Below are 15,741 nucleotides of genomic sequence, written 5' to 3'. Positions count from 1 at the left end.
GGAGACGCGGTTCGCCTCCCGGACCGGTCCGCCGCCTGCGGGGAATGAGGCGGCAGTATCCCCCAGCCCACTGAGTCCAGTGCAGTGGGCCGACCCACGCAGCACCCATGGAAGCGCTCCCTCGACGGCCGGACAACAGCGCACGGCCGGGCGCACGGCCACACAGCAGGAGCACGAGGGGAGCTCACCCCGCAGGGTCCGGAGCGGCATTCCGGCAGGTCCGCAGGGCGACCGGATCGTCACGGCGGGCTCGCTCCCCGTCCGCCTCGTGTCCGCCGGCCGTCCGCCTCCTGCCCCCCTCCCGCCACTCGTACCTTTCCGCCTCCCCTCCGTCCCGTCGCGCTCCCTCCACCGTCGGTCCGCGACCCTCCGCACGGGCAACAATCCCGCCATACGGACGTCTGCCCCTTAACGGTAGGGATGCGGCGAACTACGCTGGGTTCACTGAGGTTCTCGGCAGGAGGCATATTCCTCGGGGCTCGGCCACATGCCTGTGCGGCCGGAGTGCCGGGGTCCGTCCCTGGGGAGGACACGGTACGAATGCCGCGCGCCTCGACGGGTGACGCGGCGGCCGTCTGTGTGTCGAGGGGTGGCGCATGTCCAGGGAGCAACGCGGGCCGAACGAGAAGCTCGGAACCGTTCTCGCCCTCGCGGGAATCAGCAACGCCGGGCTCGCCCGGCGGGTCAACGACCTCGGGGCGCAGCGCGGTCTGACACTTCGCTACGACAAGACCTCGGTGGCGAGATGGGTTTCCAAGGGCATGGTGCCTCAGGGCGCCGCGCCCCATCTCATCGCCGCGGCGATCGGCGCCAAACTCGGCCGCCCGGTCCCGCTGCACGAGATCGGGCTCGCGGACGCCGATCCGGCGCCGGAGGTCGGCCTCGCCTTCCCACGCGATGTGGGTGAGGCGGTGCGTTCGGCGACCGAGTTGTATCGGCTGGATCTGGCCGGACGGCGGGCGGGCGGCGGCGGGATCTGGCAGTCGCTCGCGGGCTCGTTCTCGGTCAGTGCGTATGCGACACCCGCGTCCCGCTGGCTGATATCCCCCGCCGACGCGTCGGTGGCACGCGACTCGTCGGCCGCGGAGGCGGCGATCCTCGGCACGCAGAGTGCGCCGGGCGCACAACGGGGCGCATCAGCAGGCGCGGCACCGGGCGTTCCGAGCACGGCGGGCGCACCGGGAACGCCGGGTGCGCCCGCCCTTCCCGGACAGCCGGGGCCCGACTCCATGACCGACATCTCGCCGCTCCGGGTCGGCCACAGCGACGTGACCAAGCTGCGCGAGGCGGCCCAGGACGCGCGCCGCTGGGACTCCAAGTACGGCGGCGGCGACTGGCGCTCCTCCATGGTCCCGGAGTGCTTACGGGTGGACGCGGCGCCACTGCTCCTCGGTTCGTACAGCGACGAGGTGGGCCGGGCGCTCTTCGGCGCCGCCGCCGAGCTGACCAGACTCGCCGGGTGGATGGCATTCGACACCGGCCAGCAGGAAGCCGCGCAGCGGTACTACATCCAGGCGCTGCGGCTGGCCCGGGCCGCCGCCGACGTACCGCTCGGCGGCTATGTCCTCGCCTCGATGTCACTGCAGGCGACCTATCGCGGCTTCGCCGACGAGGGGGTCGACCTTGCGCAGGCCGCCGTCGAACGCAACCGCGGGCTCGCCACCGCCCGCACCATGAGTTTCTTCCGCCTGGTCGAGGCGCGGGCCCACGCGAAGGCGAGCGACGCACCGGCCGCAGGGGCGGCGCTCAAGGCCGCCGAGAGCTGGCTGGAGCGGTCCCGGGACGGCGACGCGGACCCGTCGTGGCTGGGCTTCTACTCGTACGACAGGTTCGCCGCCGACGCCGCGGAGTGCTACCGCGATCTGAAGGCACCCCGGCAGGTGCGGCGCTTCACCGAACAGGCGCTGTCCCGGCCCACCGAGGAGTTCGTCCGCTCGCACGGGCTGCGGCTGGTGGTCTCGGCCGTCGCCGAGCTGGAGTCGGGCAACCTCGACGCGGCGTGCGCGGCGGGCACCCGGGCGGTGGAGGTGGCCGGCCGCATCTCGTCGGCGCGGACCACCGAGTACGTACGGGACCTGCTGCATCGCCTCGAACCGTACGGGGACGAGCCGCGCGTCGCCGAGCTGCGTGAGCGGGCGCGACCGCTGCTGGTGGCGCCCGCGTAGCGGCCACCCCCGGGCGGCGCCCGCCTCCTCGGATGCCTTCGCGGAGTCCTCCGGGCGACGCGCAGGCGGCCGCCGGCCGAAATCTCGGCGCCACGCTGGGCTCCGGTGGTTTGAGTGCGTTGTCAGTGGGTCAGTGCACTATCGGGGTGGGAGGTGGCGTGATGATGACGCACGCGGCGTACGACTGCGATGTGCTGGTGATCGGCGGCGGGATCGTCGGCCTGTCGACGGCGTATGCGATCACGCGGACCGCTCCGGGCACGCGGGTGACGGTGCTGGAGAAGGAATGGGGCCCGGCGCGCCATCAGACGGGGCGCAACAGCGGCGTGATCCACAGCGGTATCTACTACCGTCCTGGCTCGCTGAAGGCCCGCTATGCGGTCCGCGGCGCCGCGGAGATGGTCGACTTCTGCGCGGAGCACGGCATTCCGCATGCGGTGACCGGCAAGCTGATCGTCGCGACCGAACGGTCCGAGCTGCCCCGGCTGCACGCGCTGGTGCAGCGCGGCCGGAATCACGGGCTGCCGGTGCGGGAGCTGGGACCTGCGCAGATCACGGAGTACGAGCCGCAGGTGCGCGGGCTCGCGGCGATCCGGGTCGGGACGACCGGGGTGTGCGACTTCAAGGCGGTGACCGAGCGGTTCGCGGCCGAGGTGCGTGGCGCGGGTGGGCTGATCCGGTTCGGGGCGGAGGTCACGGCGATCGACCGCCGCCCGTGGGGTGTGGCGGTGCGGACGGCGGACGGACGGGTGGTGCGGGCACGGGTCCTGGTCAACTGCGCGGGGCTGCAGAGCGACCGGGTGGCGCTCCTCGCGGGCGACGACCCGGGCATGCGGATCGTGCCCTTCCGCGGGGAGTACTACGAGCTGGCCAGGCCGGAGCTGGTGCGCGGCCTGGTCTACCCGGTCCCCGACCCGGCGTTCCCGTTCCTCGGGGTGCATCTGACCCGGGGCCACGACGGCAGCGTCCACGTCGGGCCGAACGCGGTGCCGGCGCTGGCCCGCGAGGGGTACGGCTGGCCGGTCGTACGCCCGAACGAGCTCATGGACACGCTGGCCTGGCCCGGCTCCTGGCGGATCGCGCGCAGGCACTGGCGGTACGGGGCGGGAGAGGTGCACCGTTCGCTGTCGAAGCGCGCGTTCACGGCGGCGGTGCGGCGGCTGCTGCCCGAGGTCACCGAGGACGATCTGCGTCCCGCCGCGGCCGGCGTCAGGGCCCAGGCGGTGCTGCGCGACGGCACGCTGGTGGACGACTTCCTGATCCGCGAGGCCCCGCACACCGTGCACGTGCTGAACGCTCCGTCGCCCGCCGCCACGGCCTCGCTGCCCATCGGGCGGGAGGTGGCACGCAGGGCGCTGCTCCGGGCACGCGGGACAGGATGGAAGCCGCCCGCCGTAGAATCGGGGCATTGTGTCTGAGTCCTTGAATCCCGCCCCCGAGACCGACGAGTCCCACGATCTGCGTGCCGCCGCCTTCGAGCGGCAGCGCAGGCTGCGTCAGGAGCCGCGCTTCCCCGGCGGGCCCGCCGCCGATCCGGCCGGTTCGCACCACGAGCGCCGGATCCGTAGTTTCCAGCCGCGCCGCAGCCGTGTCACACCCGGCCAGGAGGACGCTCTGCAGCGGCTCTGGCCGAAGTGGGGTCTGGACATCGACGGACAGTCGGTCCTCGACCTGCCGGAGCTGTTCGACGGGCTCCCGGTCGTGCTGGAGATCGGCTTCGGGATGGGTGAGGCCACCGCGCAGATGGCGGCCGACGACCTGGGTACCGGCATACTCGCCGTCGATGTGCACACACCGGGCCAGGGCAACCTGCTCGGTCTCGCGGACCGGAACGGACTGTCCAACATCCGGGTCGCCAACGGTGACGCGATCATCCTGCTGCGCGAGATGCTGCCGCCGGACTCGCTCGACGGGCTGCGGGTGTACTTCCCCGACCCGTGGCCCAAGAAGCGCCACCACAAGCGGCGGCTGATCCAGCCGGAGTTCCTCGATCTGGTGGCGCAGCGGCTGAAGCCGGGGGCCGTGCTGCACTGTGCGACCGACTGGGAGCCGTACGCCGAGCAGATGCTGGAGGTGCTGACCGCGCACCCCCGCTTCGAGAACACCCAGGCGGACGGCGGCTACGCACCGCGGCCCGCGTTCCGGCCGCTGACCCGGTTCGAGGGACAGGGCCTGGACAAGGGCCATGTCGTGCACGACCTGCTGTTCACCCGCCACTGAGCCGCTGAACTGCGGATTTCCCTACGGGGTCGGTGCGCGTCCCCCGTCGCCCCATGGTCAGTTGTCGGTCCCGCTCGTTAGGGTCATCGGGTGTCCGACGGGTCTGTGCAGCAGAAGCAGTCGCAGCCGGCCGTCCCGCTTCTCCAGGAGCAGCGGGTCGGCGAGATCCTGGCGGCCGTCCCGGAGCGGGGCCAGTGGCGCTACCGGCCGCGCCGGGTCGGCCTGGTCTGGCGGAGCAAGACGTTCCGTGCCGGTGCGGTCTTCACGGTGCTGGCTCTCTGCGGACTGGTGATCCTCGCCCTGGTCCGCGATCAGACGGGTACGGAGGGGTTCCTGGTCGGTCTGGGCCTCGCCGTACTGCCGGTACCGCTGCTGATGGCGGCGTTCCGCTGGCTGGACCGGGTCGAGCCGTGGTCCTGGCGGAATCTGCTGTTCGCTTTCGCCTGGGGTGCGTGCGCCGCCGCCCTGGTCGCCATCATCGCGAATTCGTTCGCGACCCGCTGGATCGCGACGGCCACCGCCGACCCGGCGGGCGCGGACACTCTCGGCGCCACGGTGATAGCACCGGTGGTCGAGGAGAGCGCGAAGGCCGCGGCCCTCCTGCTGATCTTCCTCTTCCGGAGGCGCCACTTCAGCGGCATCCTCGACGGCGTCGTCATCGCGGGCTTCACCGCGACGGGCTTCGCCTTCACCGAGAACATCCTCTATCTGGGCAATGCCTTCGGCGAGGACCAGCAGATCGGCACGTCGGGCTTCGCGTCGGTGACGGCCGCGACGTTCTTCGTACGTGCCGTGATGACGCCGTTCGCGCATCCCCTCTTCACCGTGCTGACCGGCCTGGGCTTCGGATTCGCCGCGCTCTGCGCACGTCGCCACCGCATCCGCCGGATCCTGCTGCCCCTGCTCGGGCTGATCCTCGCGATGGGCATGCACGCCCTGTGGAACGGCTCGGGGTCGTTCGGTCCGTACGGCTTCTATGTCGTGTACGGGGCGTTCATGGTCCCGGTCTTCGGGCTGGTCACCTGGCTGGTGATCTGGTCGCGCCAGCGGGAGCTGCGGACCCTGGCCACCGAGCTGCCCGTCTATGCGGCGGCCGGCTGGCTCACCCCGGCCGAGCCGCTCGCGCTCTCCTCGATGCGGGCCCGCGGCATGGCCCGGGACATGGCGCGCCACCGGCACGCGAGTGCCTGCGGAAGCACGAACGCGTACAGCACCCCGTACGGAGCGCCGTACACGAGCCCCGGCTACGGCTGTCCCGTGCCCGGCCCGCCACCGGCCCACTCGCCAGCGTACGGCAGCAACAGGGTCGTGGCGCAGGTCCGCAGTCATGCCAAGGCGCAGGCCAGGGCGCGCGGCAGAGCGGCGGCCCGTGCGGTCGCAGAGTACGAGTCGTTCGCGACGTCGCTGGCGTTCCTGCGCCGTCAGGCCCGCCGCGGGGCCGCGGACCCGGACTTCGTGGCGCGCGAGCTGGAGCTGCTGCACCACCTCTGGCAGCGCAGGGAGGTGGCAGGACCCGCGCTGACGTACGCGGCGCAGGCGACGGGCCGCCTGCGCCCCCGGTACATACCTGCGGGGCCGGCCCCGCACCCGCAGTACGGCGGCTACCTCCCGAACCCGTATCTGGCACCCCACGCCCAACAGCCGTATGCCCGGCCGCCGTACGGCAACGTCCCGCCCCCGCGCTCCCGGTGAGGTCTCAGGCCGACGCCTCGGTGAGCTCCGCCAGTTCCTGTTCGGTCAGCTGAAGGTCGGCCACGGCCACCAGGGCGGGCACCTGCTCGACCGTACGGGCCGAGGCGATCGGCGCGGCGACGGTCGGACGGGCGGCGAGCCAGGCCAGGGCGACGGTCGCGACCTCGGCGCCGCGCTCCTCGGCGACCTTGTCGAGTGCCGCCAGGACCTTCTGTCCGCGCTCCGAGGCCAGGTGCTGACCGGCCTTCTCGGCCCGCGCGCTCTCCACCGACGCACCCGGACGGTACTTGCCGGTGAGGAAGCCCGCGGCCAGGGCGAAGTACGGGACGGCGGCGAGACCGGCGCGGGCGGCCGTCTCCTGGAGCTCGCCCTCGTACGTGTCGCGGGAGACGAGGTTGTAGTGCGGCTGCAGGGCGACGTATCGGGCGAGCCCCTCGCGCTCGGAGAAGTCCAGGGACGCCTGGAGCCGCTCCGGGCTGATGTTGGACGCGGCGATCTCGCGCACCTTGCCGTCCTTCACCAGCTGGTCGAGGGCGGTGATGATCTCCTCGACCGGGACGGTCTCGTCGTCGAAGTGCGTGTAGTAGAGGTCGATGTGGTCGGTGCCCAGCCGGCGCAGCGACTCCTCGGCCGCGGCCTTGATGGTGGTGGCGGAGAGCCCCTTGTACGCGGGGTGGGCGCCGACCTTGGTGGCGACGACGATGTCGGAACGGTTGGAGCGTGCGGCGAGCCACTTGCCGATGACCGTCTCCGACTCGCCGCCCTCGTTGCCGGGGATCCACGCGGAGTACGCGTCCGCGGTGTCCAGGAAGTTGCCGCCCGCCGCGACGTACGCGTCCAGTACGGCGAACGACTGCGCCTCGTCGGCGGTCCAGCCGAAGACGTTGCCACCGAGGGCGAGCGGGAAGACCTGGAGGTCGGAAGAGCCGAGCTTACGAAGAGAAGTCATGAGTGGATCAACGGACTCCGCCGCGCCCGCTATTCCGTACCGGGGGGGAAAGGGGGTGCAGGCGCATCCGCATGGGGTCCCAAGGACCGGGTGACAGCAGACCGGCAGCCCTGACGTCGGGGGGGAGCGTCAGGACTGCCGGGTACGAGGGGCCGGAGAACCGGCGCGGGTTCAGACGGTGAGGCCCTTGTCGCGCAGCCAGGCCATCGGGTCGATGCCGGTGCCGTCCGGGGTGTGGACCTCCAGGTGGAGGTGGGGTCCGGTCACGTTGCCGGTGGCTCCGACACGGCCGATGGTCTCGCCGGTGGTGACCTTCTGGCCGACGGTGACGTCGATCGACGACTGGTGGCAGAACCACAGTTCCGTACCGTCCTCGAGCTCCAGGACCGTGCGGTAGCCGTACGAACCGGACCAGCCCGCCGACTTGACGGTGCCGGTGTGGACGGCCTTGATCGGGGTGCCGGTCGGCGCCGCGAAGTCGAGGCCGGTGTGGTAGCCGGAGGACCACATCGAACCGGCTTCGCCGAAGGTCGAGGTGATCGTGTACGAGGAGGTGGGGATGGCGTAGGAGGCGGCGAGCTTGGCAAGCCGTGCGGCCTCGGCCTTCGCCTTCGCCGCTTCCTCCGCCTTCTTCTTGTCGGCGGCGGCCTTGGCCTCGGCGACGTCCTGCTTCGCCTTGGCCTCGGCGGCGGCCTTCTCCGCAGCGGCCTTCTCCTCAGCGGCCTTGATCTCCGCTTCGGCGGCGTTCTGCTGCTGCTCGGCCTGCTGGAGGATGCGGGCGCGCAGCGCCTCGCCGGCGTCGGTGGTGCCCTGCTCGGCCTCGGCGGTGGTGATGCCGGCACTGGTGAGCGGGGCGGTCGCAACCGCGGACTTCGCCTGGTCGGTCACGGACCCGTCGGAGAACAGGGCGCCCACGCCGGGAAGGGACTTGGCGTCGGGGAGGTTGTCCGCGAGAGAGTCGGGAAGGGAGATGGAGACCGGCGGCTTGCTCTGCGCGGTGGCCATGCCACCCGCTCCCACGGCCGCGATGACACCGACTCCGAGCACCGTGGAGCTGCGGGCGAGCCCGTTGCGCTGCTTGACGACGCGGTGCCTGCCGCGTACGGGGCGGACGGACTCCTCGGTGGGGTTCCATTCCTCCCACGCCCGGTCGGTCTCACCGAAACCGTCGGTCGCGAACTCAGTGGTGAACTCGGCGCCGAAATCGGTTCGCTGCTCGGTCGTGAAGTCGGAGCCGAACCGGGAGGGGGCTTCGGGGGCAGGCTTGTTGGACGCCACGGGGGCGCACTCCTTTCCTTCCTTCTCGCCTACCGGGTTAGCTGACGGGTTCGGAGCAGGAAGGTCTCCTACGGATCCCTCTGCCTCTCACGAGACACAGGTGTCCGATTCACCCCATGTAGGTGGTTCCCCGGTTCCCTTGCGGAATTCGGCGCTCGCGCACGGTGCCGCCACTGACGGCGGCTGGGACAACCGCGCTGCGTTATCGAACGTTAATAGACGGACGGGTCCGATTCCAAGCCGTTCCGACTGATCGTTAACGCCTTTGGCCTGGACTTTACGGGACACAATCGGGCGGAAACGGGCGAGTTGATCGCCACTCAGCCACTACCCGGTTTCTGACGTTGCGTCAAATGTTATGCGGAGCGAGGCCTTTCGATTACGCACCGTGGCATCGCCCTGCGAAGCCCTTCACCGACTCAGCCCTTCCTCACTCGCATCCCGGCCCACGATCTTCACAGTCCTGCGCCGATCCGGCTGCCTCCGGGCGGGACGTGCGACCGCGAGCAGCGCCATGTCGTCGGTGGATCGGCCGCCGGTGTGCAGCCGTACGTCGTCGACCAGCGCGGACAGCAGCTCCTCGGGCCCGGGAAAGATCCGCCCGCGCAGCCGGGCCGCCGGATCGTAGAAGACCCCTTGGGCGTCGCGCGCCTCGGAGAGTCCGTCCGTGTACGCGAGCAGCGTCATCCCGGCGTCCAGCTCCCATACGTCGGCCCGGTCCGTCCACACCCCCAGGTCCATGCCGAGCGGCAGCGCGGGCACCGTCGGGACCAACACGTCCAGTGAGCCGTCGGGGCGGAGCAGCAGCGGCTCGGGGTGGCCGCGGTTGACGATGCGCACCTCGGCCCCGCCGGGCGGGACCTCGGCGAGCACGGCGGTGACGAACCCCTCGACCGGATCGATGCCGCCCTGCCTCGCCCCCTCCCGCGCCAGCGCCCGCTCCAGCCTCCGCGCCACGCCCTCCAGCGAATCCTCCTGCTCGGCGGCCTCCCGGAACGCGCCGATGACCACCGCCACCGTCCCGACCGCTTCGAGCCCCTTGCCCCGCACGTCCCCGACCACGAGCCGTACCCCGTACGAGCTCTCCGCCACGGCGAACAGGTCACCGCCGACGAATTCGTCCGCCTGGGCGGCCTCGTACCGCGCGGCGACATGGAGCCCTCCGATCCGCTCGGACGGCGTCGGCAGCACGGCCCGCATGGCGGTCTCCGCGATGACCCGCGCCGAAGCCAGCTGCTCGGTGCTGCGCCGTACGACCCTGTTGATGACGACCGCAAGGATCGCGACCGTGATCACGGTGACGAGCTCGATGAACGGCACGACGTGCAGCAGACCGCCACTGGGCAACCGCAGCGAGAGGATCGAGCAAATCGCGGCGACGCCCGTGAGGACGGTGCTGACCGGAGAGAAGAACGGTGCGGCGATCAGCGGAGCGGCCACGAACATCGGCACGGCGGTGAAGGGCGGTGGGCTGAGGTAGTCGAAGACGAGTCCGCCGACGATCATCAGAAGCGGCAGCGCACGGACGAACCACCAGGCCCAGCCGCGCACCATGGCCCGCCCCCTGACCCGCCCCCCGAGCAGCTTCCTCGCCATCCCCACCTGTGGTCTCCTGCCCGGCGCGCCCGGTGCTGTCCTGGGCCGTGCGCCCTGTGGTCTCCTGCCCCGTGCACGCACGGCTGTCCTGACCTGCACGCGCCCGGCTGCGGACATGGGCCTGCTTCCCAGGCTTGCCGGGGCGCCGCCGCGCGGCGACTCCTCATCGGCCGAAGGGGGGACGGAAAACACGAGTCAGGCCCGGCACGCTCAATGCATGCCGGGCCTGACTCTTCAGTAGCGGGGACAGGATTTGAACCTGCGACCTCTGGGTTATGAGCCCAGCGAGCTACCGAGCTGCTCCACCCCGCGTCGGTGAACACAACTCTACGCCATCAGGAACGGACTGCTGACCACCCATGAAATGGCTGCCCGACCGAACGGCCCCCGACGCCCTTCCCGCACCTTTCCCGCCCCGGCCCTGCCCGGGTCAGTTCGAGTCGGTGATGCGCGGCGCCCGCTTCGCGTCGACCGCCGGTTTCCCCGCGCTCGCGCTGCGCTGGAGCGATTGGAGAATGGCCAGCCCCTGGCCCACCACACCCGCCGCCATCTCATTGACCCCGCTGGTTCCGTTGAGCACGGTCAGGTTGGCCCCCTTCATCCCGCGGGCGGCCGCGTCGGCCAGCGCCGGCAGGTTCTCCACGATGCGGTTGGCCGCGATCAGTTCCTGGTTGCCGTCCCGGAGCGAGGCGGCGCGGGCGGTGTTGGCGTCGGCCTGCGCCTGGGCCAGGGTCCGTTCGGTGTACGCGCTGCCGTCGGCCTGGAACTTCGCCCGGTCACGGGCGGCCTCGGCGAGCGTGCGCTGACGGTACGCCTCGGCGTCCGCCGGACGCCTGACCTCCGCCTCCAGCCGCTGTGCGGCCAGCCCGGCCTGCCGTTCGGCCAGAGCCGTCTGCTCCTCGATGACCTCCTGCGACGCCCTGGCCTGGGCCAGCGGTCCGGCCTGGGCGGCGCGGGCGTTGTACTGCTCGGTCTCGGCGAGGAAGCCGGCCCGCTTGATCGCGGTGTCCCGTTCGTACTCGGCCTTGAGCGCCGCGGCCTGCTGCTCGCGCTCGGCCGCTTCCTGGTCGGCCCTGGCCTGGGCGATCCGGGCCTGGCTGGCGACGGCGGCCGCGTGCGGGGCGGCGAGGTTGTTGATGTAGCCGGTGGCGTCGTCGATCTCCTGGATCTGGAGGGCGTCCACGACGATGCCGAGTTTCTCCATCTCGCCGTGACTTCCCGCGATGACCTCCTGGGAGACCCGGTTCCGTTCCCGGATGATCTGTTCGACGGTCAGGCCGCCGATGATGGAACGCAGGTGACCGGCGAAGATCCGGCCGGCGAGCTCTTCCATCTGGTCCTGCTCGGACAGGAAGCGGCGTGCGGCGTTGGCGATGGAGACGGCGTCGTCACCGACCTTGAAGACCGCGACTGCGCGGACGTTGAGACGGATGCCCTGCTGGGTGACGCAGTCCTCGGTGATCTCCGCCTCGCGCAGCGCCAGGGAGAGCATGCGCGCCTTCTGCTTCACGGGTACGACGAAACTGCCGTGGCCGGTGACGATCCGGAACTGGGTGTCCTGCGTCTGCCGCTTCGATCCGGAGATGAGCATCGCCTCGTTGGGGGCGGGAACGTGCCAGAACAACATGAGCGAACTCCTGCCGTCAGGTCATTTTCATCGCGGCGTCGGATCTCTGAATCGGGTCTCGGCTCCGCTTCCTGCGTTCAGGCCGGCAGCCGTTCGACGATCACGCTGCGCGCCGAGACCGAGTCGACGACAACCACACGTTCGTCCCGGTCGATCGACGTCGTCGACCATGCGGTGTAGGCCTCCGACCCGCCCCGTACGGCCACCAGCACTTCGCCGGGACCGCCCTCCGGGATCGGCACGGTCACGCGCCCGATCGCCCCGACCGGGCTCAGGGCCGACTCATCTGGGGCTCTCATACGCCCTCGCCCACGCCTCCCTCATGATTCCAAGGTACTCCGCACCACCCCTGAGGAAGGCCTCGGACGACGACGAGCAGGTGCCTATATCTGATGATATGACTGGTTCAGAATTCAGACATCAGACGCTGCGCCACAGCGACGACCAGGGAGCCGAACGTGGACGACTACCCCCTGCTCAACCTGTTCTGGACCATGCTCTGGTTCTTCCTCTGGATCATGTGGCTGTTCCTCCTCTTCAAGGTCATCGCGGACATCTTCCGCAGCGACGACCTGGGGGGCTGGGCCAAAGCGGGGTGGCTGATCCTGGCCCTGGTGCTGCCCTATCTCGGCGTCCTGATCTATGTGATCGCGCGCGGCAGATCCATGGGGAAGCGCGACCTCAAGGAGGTCCAGGAGAGAGAGGCCGCCTTCAAGGCGTACGTGCGCGAGGCCGCAGGCGCGGGTGACACGGGTGGCGGTGCGCCGAAGAGCCGCGGCAGCGTCGAGGAGCTGGCGAAACTCGCGGACCTCAAGGACCGGGGCGCCATCACGGAAGAGGAGTTCCGGCAGGCGAAGACGAAGCTCCTCATCTGAACCGCATCACCCGTGCGCCCCCTGAGGCGTACTCCTCACCCCCAGCTGTCCCGGCCCGCAGTGGACCAGGATCCGCTGGATGCGGTTGTTGCCGAAGCCGCCGCGGTTCCAGGGTTGGGTGAGGGGCTGGACCCGCCCCGCCGCATCGGTGGCGCGGGCGGCCAGGACATGGTTTCCGGGCGTGGCCGTCCACGTCGACTGCCACCGCTGCCAGGCCCAGGGGTGCGCTCCGCTCCTGTCCGGCGGGCCGAGTTCGGCGTCGTGCCAGGAACGGCAGTCGTCCGTGGTCACCTCGACCCGGGTGACCGGCGGCCGCCCCGACCAGGCCCTACCTTCCAGCAGAACGCGGCCGGGGCGTACGAAACGGATCCTGGACATGAAGTCCGGGCACCCCGGCGGGATCATCAGCGCCCGTGGGGCCATCCGGGTGACGGGCCGGCCCGGATCACCGGGCTCCTGGCGGTAGCGGTAGGCCGTCGCCTGCTGGAATCCGGTGAACGGGGCGCCCGTGAGCCGGATCTCGCGGAGCCACTTCACATGCGCCATGCCGTACCAGCCGGGCACCACCAGGCGTAGCGGATGGCCGTGCTGCGGCGGCAGCGGCCCGCCGTTCATCCGGTACGCCACCAGCACTTCCGGGTCGTCTCCGGTGGCCACGTCCAGCGGCAGGCTCCGCCGGTAGTCCTGTTCGACGCCGCGCTCGACCCCGTGGTCGGCCCCGCTGAAGACGACCTCGACGGCGTCGGGCCGGATTCCGGCCTCGGCGAGCAGCAGCCGCAGCGGTACCCCGGTCCACTCCGCCGTACCGACCGCCTCGACCAGCCATGGCTGGCTGACCGGGCGCGGTGCGAGCAGGGCCCGGCCGTTGCCCGCGCACTCCATCGTGACGCGGAGTGTGACGGCCGGGAACGACCGCAGGGCCGCCAGGTCCAGCGCGAGCGGTCTGCGGACCCGGCCGTGCACGGTGAGCTGCCAGCGCGCGACGCGGGCGTCGGGGACGTACGGGATGTCGTAGTGCACCAGTACGTAGTGCAGTCCGAGGGGGGTGACGTCGTGACGCAGCGCCTCCAGCGGCAGTCCATGGTTGCGCGCCGCGAGCGCCAGTTCCTCCGGGCTGATGCCCTCGCCGGGCCCGGCGAGGTGCCCCGGTGGGCTGAGGTCACCGGTGAAAGGCCCTGGGCCTCCATCCATGGCTTCATGGTGCGCCCACCGGCGTCCGGTGCCCACCCCTGCCCGACACCGCATGTCGCTCTTTGCGCGGCCCCTGGCGATTGCACGGCCCCCCGCCCGGCGGGAGCGTGGAGGCATCGGCGGTCCGCGCGCCCGGCAAGGAGACGACCATGGACGGCACCACTCTCGAAGCGATGCGAACCGCTCTGCGCGGCCCGGTCATCGGCCCGCAGGACCCGGAGTACCGCGAGGCCCGCACGATCTACAACGCCATGATCGACCGGCGTCCGGCCGCCGTGGTGCGGTGCACGGACGCGGCCGACGTCATGGCCGCGGTCGGCTTCATCCGCGACGAAGGTCTCGAACTCGCCGTACGGGGCGGCGGACACAGCGGTGGCGGACTGTGCCTGGTGGACGACGGCGTCACCCTCGACCTGTCACCCATGCGCTGGGCGCACATCGATCCGGGCACCCGGACCGCCCGCGTCGGCGGCGGCAGCAGGCTCGCCGACCTCGACCACGCCGCCCACGGCTTCGGGCTCGCCACCCCGGCCGGGATCCAGTCCACCACGGGCATCGGCGGCCTCACCCTCGGCGGCGGCCACGGCTATCTCACCCGCAGCTACGGCCTGACGGTGGACAACCTGCTCGCAGCGGACGTCGTACTGGCCGACGGCAGCTTCGTCACCGCGAACGAGAGCGAGAACGCCGATCTGTTCTGGGCGCTGCGGGGCGGCGGCGGGAACTTCGGCGTCGTCACCTCGTTCAGCTTCCGGCTGCATCCGGTGGACACCGTCGGTGTGGCGATCACCGTATGGCCGGTCGACCGGACCCGCGAAGTCCTCGAGTGGTACCGGGATTTCCTGCCGCAGGCGCCCGAGGAGCTGAACGGATTCTTCGCCGCGCTCAGCGTGCCGCCCGGCCCGCCGTTCCCGGAGGAGCTGCACGGCCAGAAGATGTGCGGCGTCGTCTGGTGCTGGACCGGCGACCCCGCGGTACTCGAAGAGACCCTCAAGGTCGTGAACGAACCGGGCCCGCCGGCCTTCCACTTCACCGCACCGATGCCGTACCCCGCGCTGCAGGCCATGTTCGACGACCTGCTCCCGGCCGGTCTGCAGTGGTACTGGCGCGGCAACCTCTTCGACCGGATCACGGACGCCGCCATCGACGTGCACACCAAGTACGCCGAGAACCTCCCCACCGATCTGTCGACCATGCATCTGTACCCGGTGGACGGAGCCGCCCACCGGCTGGGCCCCGACGACACGGCCTGGGCCTACCGGGACGCGGTCTGGTCCGGTGTCATCGCGGGCATCGACCCGGACCCGGACAGCGCCGAGAGGCTCAGGGAGTGGTGCGTGGACTACTGGGAGGAGCTGCATCCGCACTCGATGGGCGGCACGTACGTGAACTTCATCGGCGCGGGTGAGACGCCGGACCGGGTGAAGGCCACCTACCGCGGTCACTACGACAGGCTCGCCAAGATCAAGCAGGCCTACGACCCGGACAACTTCTTCCACGCCAACCAGAACATCACCCCCGCCGATCAGCACTGACCGCTCCCGGTTCCTCGGTCGTGGAGAGCGGACGAGGTGCGCGGCGCAGTGCGGCAGCCCCGCGTAAGAGAGATGCCCCGCGGACGGGTCGAACGGCGTGCCGGAACCTCCGCTCACCCCGTCCGTGAAGAACACCGCTCGTGTCCTCGTGACCGGCGGTTCGTTACCCCCACTGTGATCCTCTCCACCGTCGCCCGGCGCCTGGCCGCCGCCTCGCTGACAGCAGCCGCCCTGGCCGCGCCCCTGCTCATGTCCCCGACCGCGCAGGCCGACTCCCGGGAGACCCTCCTCTTCCTGACCGTCTCCGGCAGCGAGAACACCTGGATCCGCGGCATCGCCCTCGAGTGTCCGGCCACCTCCCAGGGCCACCACCCGAGGGCGGCGGAGGCGTGCGCCGCCCTGGACGAGGCCCGGGGCGACTTCGACACGCTGCCCGGCGACCCGCACCTGTGCCCGCTGATCCACGACCCCGTCACGGTCACCGCCGAGGGGACGTACGACAGCGACACGGTGGACTGGCAGCGCACCTACCCGAACGCCTGCGCCTTGGAGGCGGCAGCGGGACCCGTCTTCGCATTCTGATCCGGACTTCGGGTCTCGAACGCCCCTGCCC

13 protein-coding genes, 1 tRNA gene and 1 riboswitch are annotated in these 15,741 nt (G+C 71.1%); of the genes, 7 read left to right on the top strand and 7 right to left on the bottom strand.

All coding sequences use genetic code 11. The features are described from left to right. The first annotated feature begins 596 nt into the window (after nt 1–596). The 4 genes from OG963_RS24500 (at nt 597) to OG963_RS24485 (ending at nt 6,077) form a co-directional block, all read left to right on the top strand. Nucleotides 597–2,165 carry a sporulation protein gene (locus OG963_RS24500; protein ID WP_371799455.1) on the top strand — a complete coding sequence of 523 codons (1,569 nt, stop codon included), beginning with the start codon at nt 597–599 and terminating at the stop codon, nt 2,163–2,165. A 161-nt stretch (nt 2,166–2,326) separates the two neighbouring features. Further along, nucleotides 2,327–3,583, top strand: coding sequence for an L-2-hydroxyglutarate oxidase (gene lhgO / locus OG963_RS24495; protein WP_093774086.1), 1,257 nt, complete (start codon nt 2,327–2,329; stop codon nt 3,581–3,583). After that, nucleotides 3,576–4,385: a tRNA (guanosine(46)-N7)-methyltransferase TrmB gene (gene trmB / locus OG963_RS24490; protein ID WP_234322222.1), complete on the top strand. Its 810-nt coding sequence runs from the start codon at nt 3,576–3,578 to the stop codon at nt 4,383–4,385. The genes lhgO and trmB overlap by 8 nt, the downstream gene beginning before the upstream one ends. 90 nt (nt 4,386–4,475) lie before the next feature. Beyond that, nucleotides 4,476–6,077: a PrsW family intramembrane metalloprotease gene (locus tag OG963_RS24485; protein WP_371799454.1), complete on the top strand. Its 1,602-nt coding sequence runs from the start codon at nt 4,476–4,478 to the stop codon at nt 6,075–6,077. 4 nt (nt 6,078–6,081) lie between these two features. Here the strand turns inward: OG963_RS24485 and OG963_RS24480 are convergent, their stop codons facing one another. The 6 genes from OG963_RS24480 to OG963_RS24455 all read right to left on the bottom strand — a co-directional run bounded on the left by OG963_RS24480 (nt 6,082) and on the right by OG963_RS24455 (nt 11,826). Continuing rightward, complete coding sequence (locus tag OG963_RS24480; protein ID WP_030929595.1) at nt 6,082–7,026, bottom strand: aldo/keto reductase; 945 nt, start codon at nt 7,024–7,026, stop codon at nt 6,082–6,084. Nucleotides 7,027–7,197: 171 nt separating this feature from the next. Beyond that, complete coding sequence (locus OG963_RS24475; RefSeq protein WP_093774082.1) at nt 7,198–8,304, bottom strand: M23 family metallopeptidase; 1,107 nt, start codon at nt 8,302–8,304, stop codon at nt 7,198–7,200. A gap of 11 nt (nt 8,305–8,315) precedes the next feature. Next, nucleotides 8,316–8,468: riboswitch (cyclic di-AMP (ydaO/yuaA leader) on the bottom strand. A gap of 247 nt (nt 8,469–8,715) precedes the next feature. Then, nucleotides 8,716–9,858 carry a PP2C family protein-serine/threonine phosphatase gene (locus OG963_RS24470; protein WP_030929601.1) on the bottom strand — a complete coding sequence of 381 codons (1,143 nt, stop codon included), beginning with the start codon at nt 9,856–9,858 and terminating at the stop codon, nt 8,716–8,718. Between the two features lie 280 nt (nt 9,859–10,138). Beyond that, a tRNA-Met gene (locus tag OG963_RS24465) sits at nt 10,139–10,212 on the bottom strand. Between the two features lie 118 nt (nt 10,213–10,330). After that, complete coding sequence (locus OG963_RS24460) at nt 10,331–11,527, bottom strand: flotillin family protein (protein ID WP_037823135.1); 1,197 nt, start codon at nt 11,525–11,527, stop codon at nt 10,331–10,333. A 77-nt stretch (nt 11,528–11,604) separates the two neighbouring features. Further along, the gene (locus tag OG963_RS24455; RefSeq protein ID WP_218160197.1) at nt 11,605–11,826 is read right to left on the bottom strand and encodes a hypothetical protein; all 222 of its coding nucleotides are present in this window, start codon (nt 11,824–11,826) and stop codon (nt 11,605–11,607) included. 159 nt (nt 11,827–11,985) lie between these two features. Between OG963_RS24455 and OG963_RS24450 the strand changes: the two genes are divergently transcribed. Continuing rightward, complete coding sequence (locus OG963_RS24450; protein WP_093774080.1) at nt 11,986–12,402, top strand: SHOCT domain-containing protein; 417 nt, start codon at nt 11,986–11,988, stop codon at nt 12,400–12,402. A gap of 6 nt (nt 12,403–12,408) precedes the next feature. Here the strand turns inward: OG963_RS24450 and OG963_RS24445 are convergent, their stop codons facing one another. Next, nucleotides 12,409–13,593, bottom strand: coding sequence for a sulfite oxidase (locus OG963_RS24445; protein WP_371799453.1), 1,185 nt, complete (start codon nt 13,591–13,593; stop codon nt 12,409–12,411). A 149-nt stretch (nt 13,594–13,742) separates the two neighbouring features. Between OG963_RS24445 and OG963_RS24440 the strand changes: the two genes are divergently transcribed. Next, nucleotides 13,743–15,128, top strand: a complete 1,386-nt coding sequence (locus tag OG963_RS24440) for an FAD-binding oxidoreductase (RefSeq protein ID WP_319325303.1) — start codon at nt 13,743–13,745, stop codon at nt 15,126–15,128. A 174-nt stretch (nt 15,129–15,302) separates the two neighbouring features. Further along, the gene (locus OG963_RS24435) at nt 15,303–15,710 is read left to right on the top strand and encodes an SSI family serine proteinase inhibitor (RefSeq protein ID WP_256223920.1); all 408 of its coding nucleotides are present in this window, start codon (nt 15,303–15,305) and stop codon (nt 15,708–15,710) included. Nucleotides 15,711–15,741 lie beyond the last annotated feature (31 nt).

The sequence above is a fragment of the Streptomyces sp. NBC_01707 genome (genome assembly GCF_041438805.1).
Lineage (GTDB): Bacteria > Actinomycetota > Actinomycetes > Streptomycetales > Streptomycetaceae > Streptomyces.
Note: the sequence above shows the minus strand (reverse complement) of the source record. Positions and strands in the feature narration are given on the sequence as shown.